The 15,151-nt window shown below is 57.5% G+C and carries 18 protein-coding genes; 12 read left to right on the forward strand and 6 right to left on the reverse strand.

The genetic code is table 11. From position 1 onward, the window contains the following. The 6 genes from thiP to Q669_RS14010 are packed head-to-tail and all read left to right on the forward strand — an operon-like array spanning position 1 to position 5,801. Positions 1–1,668: a thiamine/thiamine pyrophosphate ABC transporter permease gene (thiP, locus tag Q669_RS13985; RefSeq protein WP_022992753.1), complete on the forward strand. Its 1,668-nt coding sequence runs from the start codon at positions 1–3 to the stop codon at positions 1,666–1,668. Next, on the forward strand, positions 1,661–2,275 hold the full coding sequence (locus Q669_RS13990) for an ATP-binding cassette domain-containing protein (RefSeq protein WP_022992754.1): 615 nt from the start codon (positions 1,661–1,663) through the stop codon (positions 2,273–2,275). The genes thiP and Q669_RS13990 overlap by 8 nt, the downstream gene beginning before the upstream one ends. A gap of 36 nt (positions 2,276–2,311) precedes the next feature. Then, positions 2,312–3,460 (forward strand): ABC transporter permease, encoded by a 1,149-nt coding sequence (locus tag Q669_RS13995; RefSeq protein ID WP_022992755.1) that lies wholly within the window; start codon positions 2,312–2,314, stop codon positions 3,458–3,460. Positions 3,461–3,463: 3 nt separating this feature from the next. Further along, positions 3,464–4,258, forward strand: coding sequence for an ABC transporter ATP-binding protein (locus Q669_RS14000; RefSeq protein WP_022992756.1), 795 nt, complete (start codon positions 3,464–3,466; stop codon positions 4,256–4,258). Further along, positions 4,258–5,196 carry an MlaD family protein gene (locus tag Q669_RS14005; protein WP_022992757.1) on the forward strand — a complete coding sequence of 313 codons (939 nt, stop codon included), beginning with the start codon at positions 4,258–4,260 and terminating at the stop codon, positions 5,194–5,196. Before Q669_RS14000 ends, Q669_RS14005 begins: the two co-directional genes overlap by 1 nt. Continuing rightward, entirely contained in the window at positions 5,193–5,801 is a 609-nt protein-coding gene (locus Q669_RS14010; protein ID WP_022992758.1) for an ABC-type transport auxiliary lipoprotein family protein, read from the forward strand. Before Q669_RS14005 ends, Q669_RS14010 begins: the two co-directional genes overlap by 4 nt. Here Q669_RS14010 and pgsA read toward each other — a convergent pair. The 5 genes from pgsA to Q669_RS14035 form a co-directional block, all read right to left on the reverse strand. Beyond that, entirely contained in the window at positions 5,798–6,352 is a 555-nt protein-coding gene (gene pgsA, locus Q669_RS14015; RefSeq protein WP_011784701.1) for a CDP-diacylglycerol--glycerol-3-phosphate 3-phosphatidyltransferase, read from the reverse strand. The two genes, Q669_RS14010 and pgsA, sit on opposite strands and share 4 nt — an antisense overlap. Before the next feature lie 7 nt (positions 6,353–6,359). Next, entirely contained in the window at positions 6,360–8,219 is a 1,860-nt protein-coding gene (uvrC, locus tag Q669_RS14020) for an excinuclease ABC subunit UvrC (RefSeq protein ID WP_036149796.1), read from the reverse strand. After that, complete coding sequence (gene uvrY, locus Q669_RS14025; protein ID WP_011784699.1) at positions 8,203–8,862, reverse strand: UvrY/SirA/GacA family response regulator transcription factor; 660 nt, start codon at positions 8,860–8,862, stop codon at positions 8,203–8,205. Before uvrY ends, uvrC begins: the two co-directional genes overlap by 17 nt. A 103-nt stretch (positions 8,863–8,965) precedes the next feature. Next, positions 8,966–9,229 carry a hypothetical protein gene (locus Q669_RS14030; RefSeq protein WP_014421676.1) on the reverse strand — a complete coding sequence of 88 codons (264 nt, stop codon included), beginning with the start codon at positions 9,227–9,229 and terminating at the stop codon, positions 8,966–8,968. A 74-nt stretch (positions 9,230–9,303) separates the two neighbouring features. After that, positions 9,304–10,923 (reverse strand): methyl-accepting chemotaxis protein, encoded by a 1,620-nt coding sequence (locus tag Q669_RS14035; protein WP_022992761.1) that lies wholly within the window; start codon positions 10,921–10,923, stop codon positions 9,304–9,306. Positions 10,924–11,079: 156 nt separating this feature from the next. Here Q669_RS14035 and Q669_RS14040 point away from each other — a divergent pair, with 156 nt between their 5' ends. Then, positions 11,080–11,784 carry an AzlC family ABC transporter permease gene (locus tag Q669_RS14040; RefSeq protein ID WP_022992762.1) on the forward strand — a complete coding sequence of 235 codons (705 nt, stop codon included), beginning with the start codon at positions 11,080–11,082 and terminating at the stop codon, positions 11,782–11,784. Continuing rightward, positions 11,777–12,109, forward strand: coding sequence for a branched-chain amino acid transporter permease (locus Q669_RS14045; protein ID WP_022992763.1), 333 nt, complete (start codon positions 11,777–11,779; stop codon positions 12,107–12,109). Before Q669_RS14040 ends, Q669_RS14045 begins: the two co-directional genes overlap by 8 nt. A 12-nt stretch (positions 12,110–12,121) precedes the next feature. Here Q669_RS14045 and Q669_RS14050 read toward each other — a convergent pair whose 3' ends face one another. Then, entirely contained in the window at positions 12,122–12,526 is a 405-nt protein-coding gene (locus tag Q669_RS14050) for a DUF1330 domain-containing protein (protein WP_011784694.1), read from the reverse strand. Positions 12,527–12,751: 225 nt separating this feature from the next. Between Q669_RS14050 and Q669_RS14055 the strand changes: the two genes are divergently transcribed. The 4 genes from Q669_RS14055 to Q669_RS14070 all read left to right on the forward strand — a co-directional run. Then, entirely contained in the window at positions 12,752–13,399 is a 648-nt protein-coding gene (locus Q669_RS14055) for a c-type cytochrome (RefSeq protein WP_031211269.1), read from the forward strand. Positions 13,400–13,411: 12 nt separating this feature from the next. Continuing rightward, a complete protein-coding gene (locus Q669_RS14060) occupies positions 13,412–14,425 on the forward strand; it encodes a c-type cytochrome (RefSeq protein ID WP_022992765.1) in 1,014 nt (337 codons plus the stop codon). A gap of 76 nt (positions 14,426–14,501) precedes the next feature. After that, positions 14,502–14,780, forward strand: a complete 279-nt coding sequence (locus tag Q669_RS14065; RefSeq protein ID WP_022992766.1) for an acylphosphatase — start codon at positions 14,502–14,504, stop codon at positions 14,778–14,780. Continuing rightward, positions 14,777–15,151: AEC family transporter (locus Q669_RS14070; protein ID WP_022992767.1), on the forward strand; the 375-nt coding region annotated here is incomplete at its 3' end. The genes Q669_RS14065 and Q669_RS14070, both read left to right, overlap by 4 nt.

The following is a 15,151-nucleotide window of genomic DNA, read 5'->3' on the forward strand; positions in this document are numbered from 1 at the left end:
ATGCCAACACACGCGAGAGCCGCCCCCTTCAGCCATCCTGGCTGGCAAATCTGGCCTGGCCTGTTACTCGGCACCGGGCTATTGCTGCTCGTGGCGCTTGGCTTGTTGAGCATACTACAGGAGGCCGGAGAGCTGGATCCGGAGCGCACGTTAGCAAGCTCCTATTTCCAGAGCGTGGTCCGATTTACCCTTTGGCAGGCCTTTTTATCTGTCCTGTTAAGCCTGGCGCTGGCGCTCCCGGTGGCGACCGCCCTCGCCCGCTACAGAGGCTTCCCTGGTCGCACATTGATTCTGCGGCTGATGGAGTTGAGTCTGGTTTTACCCACTATCGTGGCAGTCTCAGGCATCATAGCGGTGTTTGGTCGGCAGGGCTGGTTCACCGGCCTGCTCAATATCTGGGTTCCTGGAAATGGATGGAATCTTTATGGGCTGAACGGCATTCTGCTCGCCCACGTGTTCTTCAATGCGCCACTGGCGGCCCGAATCCTGTTGCAGGCTCTGGATTCCATACCCGCGCCACGAATGAGAACCGCCTCTCAGCTTGGGCTCGGCGGCTGGTGGCTGTGGCGTGCGGTACACTGGCCCGCCATCAAACCGGTCCTGCCCGGCGTGGCGGCACTGGTGTTCACGCTCTGCTTCACCAGTTTTGCCATCATCATGACGCTGGGCGGAGGGCCAGGAACAACCACCCTGGAAGTCGCCATCTACCAGGCACTGCGCTTTGAATTCGATTTCGCCCGTGCCGCACTGTTTGCCATTCTGCAGCTGTTGATCTGTGGCAGCCTCTGGTGGCTGGTTTTCCGGAAACGCCTAGACACCGAGGTACTGCCAAACCGACGGCTATCGCGTCAGGTCCCTCTGTTCGCACGGCGCTGGCAAGGGTTTTCAGCAAGTCTGCTCCTGGCGATTTTCACGGCCTTTCTGGTCGCGCCACTACTGGCTATTATTCTGCGCGGTTTACCGGCCTTGTGGCCAACGGCGGATGCTACTTCTATTTATCAACAGCTATTGCCGGCCACCGCTCGCAGCCTGTTAATCGCCATTCCAGCCGGGCTCGGTTCGGTGGTCGTTGCCTTGCTAACCCTGGCGGCAACCAACAGGGCTCGTCTGCGCTGGCTGGCCATAGTGCCGGCCGTCACTGGCTATCTCCCATTGATCGTACCGCCTCTGGTAGTGGGGACCGGGCTTTTTATTCTGTTAAGGCCGCAATTGGGGAACACCATGCAGGGCTGGTTCCTGGTGGCACTGATCAACGGGCTGATGGCCGTGCCGTTTGTGCTACAGATACTGCGCGGACCTCTCGCAAGCCTGGACGCCGGATCACTCAAACAGGCAGACCAACTGGGCCTCCTGGGCTGGTATCGATGGCGATGGCTGTATTGGCCGCATCTGCGCCGTCCAGTTGCTCTGGCCCTGGCGTATGGTGTGGCATTATCTCTGGGTGACTTCGGTGTTATCGCCCTGTTCGGCAGCCCGGGCAAACCCACGCTCCCGGTTTTGCTTTATCAGCAACTGGGCAGTTACCGGTTGGCGGAAGCTGCAGGTACCGGGCTCTGGCTGTTGGCGCTACTGGTACTGATCTTTGTATCGCTCTCCCGTGTTCCCGGCGTTAAGTCCAGAACAACTTCCGCTGCGAGCCAACCACTGCCGGAGCCTGAACATGCTTGAGATCAAAGATCTGGCCTTCGAGTATGGGCCTGACGGCCGTCTCTGGCGATTCGATTTTTCCGTGCCTGCCGGCGAATGTCTGGCCATCCAGGGCCCCAGCGGTTCCGGCAAATCAACCCTGCTCAGTCTGGTTGCAGGTTTTCTCCCGCCAGCCAGCGGCCGCATTCTCTGGCAGGACAAGCCGATCCACTTGCTAAAGCCCTGGCAGCGCCCGGTCACGAGCGTGTTCCAGGAACACAACCTGTTCGAGCACCTGGATGTCTTTACCAATATTGGCCTTGGCATTCACCCCGGCCTCAAGCTGGATGAATCTCAACGCCACGCCATTGAAGCCGGACTGGAACGCACCGGGTTAGCAGGTTTCGGTCCCAGAATGCCTGGCGAGCTTTCCGGTGGCCAACGCCAGCGCGTTGCCTTGCTGCGAGCCATCCTGCGACGCCAACCATTGCTCTTGCTGGATGAGCCGATGACTGGCCTGGACACCGAGACCCGGAAGATTCTGTACGCCATGCTGCTGGAAGAGAAAGCCCGGGGCATCACCATGCTACTGGCCAGTCACGATGAAGAAGAACGCAGAATACTGGCAGACAGCCACTGGAATCTTTAAGCTTTCAGAGAACTCAAACAGGGACTCCGTGACTCCGTGGCAAATGAACCAGGCCTATCTCAGCCACTTGGCGCCCACACTCCCGGTAACGCCGAATTCGGTGGCCATACGCTGAAGTTTTCCGGCGACTGGACTCTGTCCCACTATTCCGTCCTGAATCGGCAAACAACTGCCCTGAAACCTCGCGCAGCCGCCTGCAACCCGGATTTTTCCGGCCTGGGCCGCCTGGACACCGCCGGCGCCTCGTTGATGGTGAAATTGCTTGGCAGCGAGGCTCTGATCAGCGCTCTGGGCCAGGCCGATTTACCGGATGAACAGCGTGCCCTGATACACGCCGTCGCAGAAGCCATGAATCAGCCATCGGCGGATGTCGCAACCGTTAACCCTGCCGTGGCGTTCCTGGCGGAGATCGGAAAGAAGGTGACCACGCTGTGGCAACTTGTCTGGTTGCTGGCGGGGTTTATTGGTCAGACGCTGGGCACCCTGTTCTACATCCTGCCCCGGCCTACTCGCTGGCGTATAACACCCTTTGTGGCGGCACTACACGACACCGGCCTGAACGCCCTGCCCATTGTTGCCCTGCTTACCTTTCTCGTTGGCGCCGTGGTTGCGTTTCTTGGCGCGACAGTTCTTGAAGACTTTGGCGCGACCATTTACACAGTGGATCTGGTGGCGTTCTCGTTCCTGCGGGAGTTCGGCGTACTTCTGGCAGCCATCCTGCTGGCCGGCCGAACCGCCAGTGCCTTCACCGCACAGATTGGCGCTATGAAAGTCAATGAAGAACTCGACGCTATTCGCACCCTGGGGCTCAATCCGGTGGAACTGCTGGTCGTTCCCCGGGTTTTGGCGATGATGTTCAGCCTCCCCATTCTCACGTTTATCGGCATGATCTCGGGCATGGTCGGAGGGGCTGTGGTCTGCGCGGTGGCTCTGGACATTCCGCCCAGCCAGTTCATTGCCATTGTCGAACGGGATATTGCCCTGAAGCACTTCCTGGTCGGCCTTGGCAAGGCGCCGGTGTTCGCATTTCTGATTGCCGTCATTGGTTGCCTGGAAGGCTTCAAAGTGGCCGGCAGTGCTCAGTCTGTCGGGGAACACACCACCTCCAGCGTGGTGCAGTCTATCTTTATGGTGATACTGCTGGATTCCGTGGCAGCGCTGTTTTTCATGGAAATGGGTTGGTAAAGCATGGCGGATCATCCGGTCATACAGGTACGCGCACTCGACAACCGGTTCGGCAGCCACATCGTTCATGAGAAACTCGATCTGGATCTGTATCCCCGGGAAATTCTTGGAGTGGTCGGCGGCTCCGGCACCGGCAAGTCCGTTCTACTGCGCAGTATTGTTGGCCTGAATCCACCATCCGGCGGGCACATCACCGTTTTTGGTGAAGATTTGACGGAACTATCCGCCACCGAACGCTCTCGCTATGAGCAACGTTTCGGGGTTCTGTTTCAGGGCGGCGCCTTGTTCACGTCGCTGGACCTTGAGCAGAACATCGCGCTGCCGCTGATTGAACACGCCCGGCTGTCGCGGGCCGAAGCGGAGGAACTGGCCCGAATGAAACTGGCCTTGACCGGCCTGCCACCAGAAGCCGCCACGAAATACCCGGCCGAACTCTCCGGCGGTATGGTCAAGCGGGCGGCCCTGGCCCGGGCGCTGGCGCTGGACCCGGAAATCCTGTTTCTGGATGAACCAACCGCCGGTCTGGACCCGATCGGCGCTGCCGCCTTTGACGAGCTGATTGTCACCCTTCGCAACGCACTGGGCCTTACGGTATTTCTTGTTACCCACGATCTGGATACCCTGTACACCACCTGTGACCGTGTTGCGGTTCTGTCTCAACGCAGGGTGCTGGTTGCCGATACTCTGGAAAAGGTGGCACAAACCGACGATCGCTGGATTCAGGACTACTTCCATGGTCCCCGTGGCCGCGCGGCGATTACAGCCCACAACAGGCTAACCAAACAGGAGCCCGGTTAATGGAGCCCAAGGCCCATCACGTTATCATCGGATTCTTCACGCTTGCGGCAGTCAGCGCTGCCTTGCTGTTTGCCCTGTGGCTGGGCAAATCATCTACCGACACTAACTGGGCCTATTACCGGATCGGGTTTGATCACCCGGTTGGCGGGCTGGCCAAGGGTAACCCGGTCCTCTATACCGGCGTCCCGGTGGGCGACGTGCTGGATCTTACCCTGGCGCCGGACAACCCCGCCCATGTGCGGGTACTGGTGAGGGTGAATCAGGATATTCCGGTACGGGAGAATACCCGCGCGGGCCTGGTACTGGCCAACATAACCGGCAGCATGAGCATACAGTTTACCGGAGGCACACCAGACAGCCCCATTCTTGAAGGCCACAAAGACAATCCACCGCTGATAACCGCCGAGCCTTCGGCCTTCAGTAACCTGCTGACCAACGGCGAGGCCATGCTCGGCAAAGCAGAGCAGTTGCTGGAGAATGCCAACCGGCTGATGTCCGAAGACAACCTGAGCAACATTGCCGAAATTCTTGAGAACACCCGCCAGGCCAGTGAATCGCTGCTGGCCAGCCGCGGCGAGCTTGAGGCGCTGATGACCCGGTTCGATGAAGCCGGCATCCGTGCCGAAGAAGCTGCCATCAAGGTGTCTGCCGCGGCAGACAGGTCCCGAGAGGTACTGGATGAGCGGGTGGAACCGGTTCTCCTGGCCATGTCCAGGGCGCTGACCACCCTTCAACCTACCCTGGATCGACTGGACACCCTCACCGGCGACAATGAACTGGCGCTGGACGCTGGGCTTCAGGGTCTGGGAGAAATAACCCCTGCATTGCGGGAGCTGCGTAGCACCTTGCGCAACCTGAACTCGTTTACCCGCAGGCTGGAGCAGGACCCCACCGGAACCTTGTGGGGCGGCACCGGCATCAAGGAGTACGAACAATGAAAGTGCTATCCGCTCTCGCCTTGGGCCTGGTTCTGGCTGGCTGCACGGTCTTCCCGGTGCCCGAATCCCCTCGCCTGATGGAGCTGGCACCAGCGAGCGACTTGCCAGCATTTGACCAGGCGCTGTCGGTCAGCCTTCGGGTAGATACGCCACTGGCTTCTGACCCGCTGGACAGCGCTCGTATTCTGATTAAACCGTCGGCTTACGAATACCGGGCCCTGGCAGGCGCCCGATGGCGAGAGAGTATTCCCGTGGTCGTTCGCGATCACCTGCTGGAAACCTTCCGGGCAAGCGGCGCGTTCGCGAATGTGATGACCGACACCAGCCCGGCAACGTCGCAGTTAACCCTGGTCTCCGAGCTGACCGGATTTCATGCTGAGAATAGTGAAACTGGCACACGGGTGGTGATCAGGCAGCATCAGCAACTCATGGATAATCGCACCAGACGGAGCTTGTGTGTGAGGAGTTATGAAGCCAGGGCGAACGCACAAAGCACCGCGCTGGGGGAGTTGATGGAGGCCTTCAGTAATGCCAGTGCACATTCATCCGTGACCACAGTCACCTGGGCACACCAGTGTATGGCCCAGGAACCTCCGGCCAATTAACCTGCCTCTTTCGGAAACAAGTCAGCCCAGGCGGCACGAAGGTAAAGAATCATGGACCACAGGGTCAGCACTGCTGCGATGTATAGCAGACCGATGGCCACATAAGCCCAGAAGTTACCCGGCGGAAACGCCAGCAATCCGACAATGGCCGCCATCTGAGCGGTGGTCTTGATCTTACCGATATAGGACACGGCAACACTGGCGCGGCTGCCCATTTCGGCCATCCATTCACGCAACGCCGAGATCACAATCTCGCGACCGATAATCACGGTGGCGGGAATAGTCAGTAGTACCGCCGAATACTCTTCAATCAAGACAGCCAGCGCCACTGCCACCATGAGTTTGTCAGCCACCGGATCCAGGAAAGCGCCGAACGGCGTGCTCTGGTTCAATTTGCGGGCCAGGTACCCGTCCAGCCAGTCCGTCAGACCTGCCAGAGCAAATATGATGGCGCTAACCAGGTAACTCCATTGCATGGGCAGGTAAAAGATCACAACGAATACCGGAATCATCACGATACGGGACATGGTCAGTATGTTCGGTAAATTCATGGTGTTCCTATTGGTCATGCAATGCTGCGTAAATGGTCTCTGCCAATGATTTGCTGATGCCCTGCACTTTCGCCATTTCATCAACACTGGCTTTTCTGAGTTCCTGGATGCCACCAAAATAGCGAATCAGTTCGCGCCGGCGCTTTGGCCCAACCCCTTCGATACCTTCCAGGGTCGACTGGCGCCGCTTTTTATCTCGCCCGGCCCGATGTCCGGATATGGCAAAGCGATGGGATTCATCCCGAATATGCTGTATCAGGTGCAGCGCCGGAGAATCCGCCGGTACTCGGAATACGGCCCCAGTTAAGGCGTCAATCAGCTGCTCCATCCCTGCGCGCCGGGTCACACCCTTGGCGACACCAATCAGAGGGATATCGGAAATTCCTAGCTCTTCAAACACTTCACGAGCAATATTCAACTGGCCCTTACCACCGTCGATAAACACCAGATCTGGCCGCTTGCCCTCGCCGTTCACCATCCGCCGATAACGCCGGGTGAGCACCTGTCGCATGGCGGCATAGTCATCGCCGGCGGTTATGTCCTGGATGTTATACAACCGGTAATCGCTTTTCAGTGGCCCATTCTCGTCGAAAACCACACAGGATGCGACGGTATTTTCCCCATGACTGTGGCTGATATCGAAGCATTCCATACGGGAAGGCGTTTCCGTCAGCTCCAGCAGGTCCCGCAGGGCCAGCAATCGGCGATACACGGTTTCTTTACTGGCGAGATGTGTCAGCAGGGTTTGCCGGGCGTTGGTCATCGCCAGCTCCAGCCAGCGCCGACGCTCGCCCCGCACATTGCCGCGGATGCGGGTTTCCCTGCGCGCCGCTTCCGACAGGGCCTGCGACAATAATTCCTGCCCGTCTACCGCCACCGGCACCAGGATGTCGCGCGGAATCTCCCGCCGGGTGTCGCCACCGAAATAGTACTGGCCCAGAAACGAGGCCAGCAATTCGCCTTCGGTCTGTTCCAGGGAATAGCGAGGAAAATAATCCTTGGTGCCCAGAACCCGCCCGCCACGAACGATGATCACAACGATGCAGACCACACCGGCATCCTGAGCAATGGCGATGACATCTGCATCCCCTCCCTCACCGTCTACGGATTGCTGCTCCTGAACATGGCGAAGGTTGTTGATCTGATCTCTGTACGCCGCGGCTTTCTCAAACTCCAGCGCCCGTGATGCATCCTCCATGGACTGCATCAGGTCCTGAATAATCGCCGGGTTCTTGCCCTCCAGAAACATGCTGGCGTGCCGGATATCCTCCTGGTATTCCTCAGGGCTGATATAGCCGACGCACGGCGCCGTGCAGCGGTTGATCTGGTACTGCAGGCATGGCCGGGTTCTGTTTCTAAAATAACTTTCACTACAAGATCTTATGCGGAAAACCTTTTGTAGAATATTAAGACTTTCCTTGACCGCTCCCGAGCTTGGAAAGGGCCCGAACCAGGTGCCACCACCCTTTTTGGTGCGGCCCCGCCGAAAGGTCAGCGAGGGATAATCCGAATGCGAGGAGAGATAGATATAGGGATAGGACTTATCGTCCCTCAACAGAATATTGTAGGGCGGCCGCAGCGATTTGATCAGATTCTGTTCCAGCAGCAACGCTTCTGTTTCACTGCCGGTAATAGTGACTTCAATGGCCGCAATCTTGCCCGCCAGGGCTTCGGTTTTAGGGGCCAGGCCTGATTTACGGAAATAACTGCTGACGCGCTTGCGAAGGTTGCGGGCTTTACCCACGTAGAGGATGCCACCGGTATCGTCATACATGCGATAGACACCGGGGCGTTCTGTCAGTTGTTTCAGGAAATTCTGGCTGTCGAACTTCCCGGGAGATTGCTCGGGGTCAGACCTTGTCGGCATCCAGCAATCCAAGCCTTACTGCCATCAGCGCCAGTTCCACATCACTGGAAATCTCCAGCTTTTCGAAAATCCGGTAACGGTAACTGTTTACGGTTTTCGGGCTCAGGCACAGCTTGTCGGAGATATCCTGAACCTTCTGGCAATCCACCACCATCATGGCAATCTGCATTTCGCGCTCAGACAGGCGCTCGAACAACGACAGCTCGCCGTCTTCATCCCGCTCACCCCCGAGCTGTTTCAGTGCCATTTTCTGGGCAATTTCGGGGCTGATGTAGCGCTGGCCGGAATGGGCTTTACGAATGGCCCGCACCATTTCCTGAATGTCAGCGCCTTTGGTGACATACGCGGTGGCGCCGCTCTGCATCACACGGGCCGGATAGGGGTCGTCAGCACAGGCGGTAACCACGATAACGCGAATGGAATCATCAATACGAAGAATGCGCCGGGTCGCCTCCAGGCCGCCAATACCGGGCATGCGAATATCCATCAGGACAATATCCGGACGGTTTTCACGCACACAGTCAATCGCCTCTTCGCCAGACGAAGCCTGGCCAATGACGTCTATATCGGGATTGTCAGCCAGCATGCGAGTGATACCCGAGCGTACGAGCTCGTGGTCATCAACAACCAATACCCTGATCAAAACTCACCTCGCCGTCAGGTATGAGGAAACAGGCCGATTGTAACGGTTAGCAGCGTCAGCCGGTAGGCGGCATGAAAAAAAGCTGCCAAAATGGGCACCTTGATCACAGACTATTGCCGGAAGGGGAGCCCAGGCCGGCGGTGTTCTCAACCGGATCGAACCAGACCACCAGTTCTCCCCTACGCACAGCTTCAAGTACGCGCTCCCGCTCTGCCAGAGGACTTTCGGTGTCATTCAACCCGTGATAACGGGTGCAGTATTCCTCGGCCAGGCCCTCGAGCTGATCAGCCGTAAGCAAACCCGTGTCTACTACAAATTTTTCTTCTCGCGGGTCCGGATCGGAAGGCTGCACTGCATCGTTACTCATAGAACCTCCAGTCAGTCGCTGTATGTTACGGTTTTATGAGCCAGACAAGAACCCCCGCAGATGAAGACACATCATCACGTTTCTGGAGAGCGGGTGCGGAAACGGGCAATGAGCTGCTTCATGCCCACCGATTCCTGCCTAAGCGCTTCACTGACAAGGCGGGTATCCTCCACATTCAGAGTCAGGGTCTCAGCACTCTCACCGAGAGCCTCCGCACGACGCCCCACTCTCGCGATTTCACCCCGCTGCAAGGCAACCGCACCCTGCACACTCTCACTCTGACGCTGCAGCTCATGAAACTGAGCCGCCAGACCTTCCAGGTGCGCTCTCAGGGCATGCAGATTAGCGCGATTCATTTCGCCAGCGCCCGCCATATCTTCCAACAGTGAGTCTGCGTTGTTTGCACCCACGACAAGGTCCTGCACCCACTGGCGAATATTGGCGGTGGATTCCGAGGTCCGACGCGAAAGCGTGCGTACCTCGTCTGCCACCACGGCAAATCCCCGGCCGTGTTCGCCCGCCCTGGCTGCTTCAATCGCCGCATTCAGGGCCAGAAGGTTGGTCTGCTCGGCAATATCGGCGATCACGCCGGTGACTTGCTCGATTTTTCCGGTTGCGTCTATCAACGCGGTGATCGACTCAGAAACCCGTCCAATCACCTCAACCGTGTGGTCAGCGCCTTTCTCACTGTTAGCCAGCCCCTCACGGACTTCGCTGTTGGCATTGACTGCATGCATCACCGTTGCTGCAGAGTGCTCGGTGGCCTGTTCGATCTGTGACGCCTGATCCGCGATGGAAGCCATAGACTGAGCGACATCGGAAATCTGGCGACGAGTGCTTTCGGAAGTTTGCTGCAGTGCTTCCGCTCCGCTATCCAGGCTGGCAGAGCGTGCATCAAGGCCTGAAGCCGCTGACCGAACATCCTCAACAAACACCTCAAAGCGCCGGACCAGTTGCTCAATAGCTCCGGCCACGCCGGCAACCTCGTCACGACCTTTTACCGCGAGGATCTTGGTTAGATCAGCGTTCTGCTCCATGGCCGACACATCCCGGGCCATGGCCTGCAAGCGAAGGATCACCGAAGTCCGTAGCCAGAGCGTCATCGCCGCGACCAACGCAAGAAAGACCAGGGCGCCACCAAGCAGGAACCTCTGCTGGTCTGCCAGATAATGCAACAGTTCCGATGCGCTCGCAGTAACGCCATCGCGACTGGCTCTCTGGCGCTCAGTTATCGCCGTCAGCATGGGCTCCAACGCTTGGAACAGTTGAAAATCGACGATTTTTCCCACTTCATAGTAGCTGCGCTGGCCTATTCCCTGTTTCATGTCCGCCATCAGCGCCACGACCCGGTCATATTGCTCGCGATTGTCCCGTGACCAGGTGCCTAACCCGGGATTCTCCTGAATCCTCTGCCAGTGCCGGGGAATTGAGCGCTCCAACTCGGTGAACAAAGGATCGATTTCGTCCCACAGTAAAAGCTGTGCCTTGATCTTGTAAGCCAGATCCTGCAGCAGTCGATGGTCCTGCTCCAGATCAACCAGCATCCAGGATTGCTCGAGACTCTCTCCAACCAGTGCCTGCGAGGTATGCTCGGCTTTCGCTATGATCATCCAGGCAATGAACGTGAGGCCGGCAACAGCAGCCACCGACAGCAACGCAAACGCCAGGATTCTGGCGCGAACAGTGGTCAGCATAAAAACTCCGATCAGGTGTACCCGGTCGGAGGGTATGCCCGTTTTATGACACTTTTATGTATTTGCTTGCGTCATTTTTTCGATACTACGTTTGGCGATCTTCAAAAATAACTGCTAAATCACTATCATCGCTCTTTTATTTCCGTTCGGATGCTAATGAATCACCACGCTTTCAAACTCACTCTGCCGATTTTATTTGGCTACATCCCCCTTGGTATGGCCTTCGGTGTGCTGTTTACCACGCAACTGGATTATCCCTGGTGGATTGCCCCCCTGATGGGCCTGGTTATCTACGCCGGTGCCGGCCAGATTCTGGCGGTCAGCCTGCTGGCTGCCAACGCCGGACTGGTTGAGGTGGCCGTTGCCATGTTCGTACTGAACGCTCGACATCTCTTCTATGGGTTGTCGCTGCTGGGACAATTCCGTGGCGCCGGCTGGCGTAAGGCGTATCTGATTTTCGGTTTGACCGATGAAACCTATTCCCTGCTCACCAGCCGCCCCCGTTCGGCCAATCGCGAACAGGAACAGCATGTGGACTTCCGGATCACGGCCATGAACCAGGGCTACTGGATTGTCGGATGCACCTTGGGTGCGGTACTCGGCAAGACTGTCGCCTTCAACAGTACCGGCATTGAGTTTGCACTCGTGGCGCTGTTTATTGTGCTCACCATCGAACAATTGAAAGCATTGGGGGATTCGTTTCCGGTGTGGGCGGGGGCGGCGGCAGCTGCGTTTGCCATGATGCTGGTGCCGGCAACCCATCAACTGATAGCAGGCATTGTACTGGTTACTGCAGTGCTTCTTCTGCACTACCGGAAATACCGCACCGACACTATGGCAGGAGAAGCAGATCGTGGGTGAAAGCAGCTACCTGGCGGCGTTTATTGCCATCTCCGCACTGGCCACGTTTGCGACCCGGGTGGTGCCGTTCCTGTTCTTTGAAAAACACACGGACCATCCTCTGGTGAAACACATCGGGCGCTTCCTGCCCGCAGCCGTGATGGCATTACTGGCCACAGTATTTTTGCAGAGGTCTGCGGACTGGCAGGCACAGGCACCTGGCGCAGATGCGCTGATACCCGGATTACTGGTGGTTGCCGTTCACCTGTGGCGCAGAAACGCGCTGCTTTCTATCGCGGCCGGCACTGCAGCCTACATGGCCATTCAGCAATCAGGCATTCTGTAAGGCACCCGAAAATCAGGGGGTGCCCTCAACATTGGCCACCAGCCGGGAATCTTCCAGCGCGGCCGTGCGGTGCTTCACCACGCCCTTGTATTCCGGGCTTTCAATCATCGCCAGAAACGCGTTAATGGAGGGGTAGCGGACCAGCAGCACCTGATCCCAGGATTCATCCGGCGGCGCAATCAGCGAACCGACGGAACGGCCAGACCAGATCACCTCGGCACCAACTTCCGAGACACTGCGGGCAGCCTCTGTCATATAACGCTTGTAAGCATCCCTTCCGGAACAGTCTTCGCTGTCATCCTTGTATGCAGCCTTGTCCCTGAACCGAAGCAGATTCAGCATCACAACAGGCTGATCTTTGGGGATTTCATCAAGAATCTTCTGTAACTCTTCCTGAGATGGATTGACGGTCGCCATAGTTGTCCCTGTTCATTCGTTTGCAGGATGGCTCTTTGATGCCATTCTTTGAATAGGACAGTAAACGAAAATCCCGAAATGTGCATCTCCATCTTCGCCTTTCGGAGGGGTTCCCTTGCATTATTGACCTTCGTCAAGCAAGAATTGAGGCCACACTACGGCTATAAGCACATAACCATCAGTGCTAAAGCGTACTTATTCAGAACAAGAGAGAGACAATCGACCGTGAGCAAACTCCCAGTGATACTGGCCGCAATCGGGCTGGCCACCACGGCAGGTAGTGCATCTGCTGCGGTATCTGGCGACCCACAAAACGGCAAGGAGGTCGCCAACCTCTGCGTAGCGTGCCACCAGGCCGATGGCAGCGGCAAACACATCGAAGGTGGAGAATCCTGGCCCAGGCTGGCCGGGCTGAATGCCACCTATTTGGCCAAACAGTTGCATGACATCAAAGATGGCTCCCGGACCAGCCCCACCATGATGCCTTTCGTCAACATGCTGGACGATCAAAAGATTGCCGACGTTGCGGCCTACTACAGCCAGCTTGAACCCACCGCTGGTGAAGGCGGCCAAAAAGCCGATGAAGCACTTCTGACCAGGGGCGAACAATTGGCTCAGCGTGGCGACTGGTCCCAATACGTTGTTTCCTGCAAAAGCTGCCACGGCCCCGGGAACCAGGGTGCTGGCGACGTATTTCCCGGCATTGCAGGCCAGCACGCGGGTTACATCGAGGCACAACTGAAAGCCTGGAAGGAAGGTACCCGCAAGAACGATCCCCAGGATCTTATGGGCTCCATTGCACGCCGTATGAGCGATACCGACATTCACGCGGTCGCCGTCTGGCTTGCCAACCAGAACACCCCCAACAACTGAGGGACAAAGATCATGATGCGCACACTGCTAACCATCGCCCTCTCCGGCTGCGTAATACTTCCGATAACCGCTGCGGCCAATGACGACAGAACCCAGGCCTACATCGATCAGCTCACCGCCATGGGCTTTCCTGCCCCGAACGAAAACCAACTGGTACACATTCCGCCGTCCATGGCAGACCTGGAAGAAGCCGACATCCATCCGGAACTGAAAAAGGTTATCCGCAGGGGCTATGACCTGTTCACCAACACCCAGCAACTGCGTGGCAAGAACGTGTTCAACAATATGAACTGTTCCAGCTGCCATCTGGGCGAAGGCCGGATGCCTTTCAGCGCGCCTATCTGGCCGGCTGCCGTCACCCTGCCCGGCTATCGCGGCAAGAACGGCCATGTAAACAACCTGGAGGAACGGATTGCAGGCTGCTTCACCTATTCCATGAACGGCAAGCCGCTGGAGTACGGCAGTGACGATATGCTGGCACTGTCTGCCTACCATCAGTGGTTGGCGACAGGTGTGGAGATGTACCCCAAACAGCCCATCTATGGCCGGGGTTTCCCGGCGCCCGAGCGGCCGGCTGAACTGAGCTACACCAACGGTGAAAAGCTATATCAGGAAAACTGCGCGGTGTGCCACGCTGAAGATGGGACAGGCCTGCGTATCGACGGCCACACAGTATTCCCGGCCCCCTGGGGAGATATGTCCAACAACTGGGGGGCTGGTATTGTGCGCCTGCATACCGCAGCTGGCTTTATCAAGAACAACATGCCATTGGGGCAGCCCAACTCCCTGACCGATCAGGAAGCCTGGGATATCGCCTTCTACATGGACAGCCAGGAGCGACCACAAGATCCGCGCTACACGGGCGATGTGAAGGAAACCGCTGAAAAATTCGGCCCCACCTTCCACAAACATTCCATGTATGGTCAGGTTCGGGAATCCGATGGCAAGTTACTGGGTGACCACGACAACACCGGAGACAAGCCTTTCCTGAAGCCAGACTCAGTGCGGTCGAGAACATTCGACTGACAGGCGTTATAATGCGGTATCACAGGCCTCCCTTGCGGAGGCCTTTTTGCTTGCAATCAACGCAAGGAGGAACACGATGACCATCAATCGCTGGCACTTGCTGGTAAGCGGCAAAGTCCAAGGCGTTTACTACCGGGCATCCACCGAACAGAAAGCCCGGGAACTGGGCGTGAAAGGCTGGGTACGAAATTTACCCGACGGCCGGGTCGAAATTATGGCAGAGGGCGAGCCACTCCAGCTCAAGGCACTGCATGAATGGTGTCACGAAGGCCCGGAACGTGCTGTGGTCGATGAGGTGTCAGCCCAGGAACTGCCGGCCACTCAGGAATTCTCTGACTTCAGGACCACACATTGAGCAGTCTTCTTGATACCTTTCTGTATACGCTGGAGACCACGCTGCCGGTATTCGCCATGGTCTTTATCGGCATCGGCCTTCGGCGCATTGGCTGGATTGATCAGGGCTTCATCGCCACCGCCTCTGCCCTGGTTTTCAAGGCCACACTCCCCACCCTGGTATTCCTGAGCATCATCAGAGCCGATCTGGATACCACCCTCAGCATCAGCATGCTGGCGTTCTACTTCCTGGCGACCCTGGCCAGTTTTGCCCTGGTCTGGTTCTGGGCAATAAAACGGGTTCGGCAAGAGGATCGCGGCGTTTATGTCCAGGGGGCGTTTCGAGGCAACTGTGGTATCGTTGGTCTGGCGTTTGCATATTCCGGCCCATCG

This window comes from Marinobacter sp. C1S70, assembly GCF_000475355.1.
GTDB lineage: Bacteria > Pseudomonadota > Gammaproteobacteria > Pseudomonadales > Oleiphilaceae > Marinobacter > Marinobacter nauticus.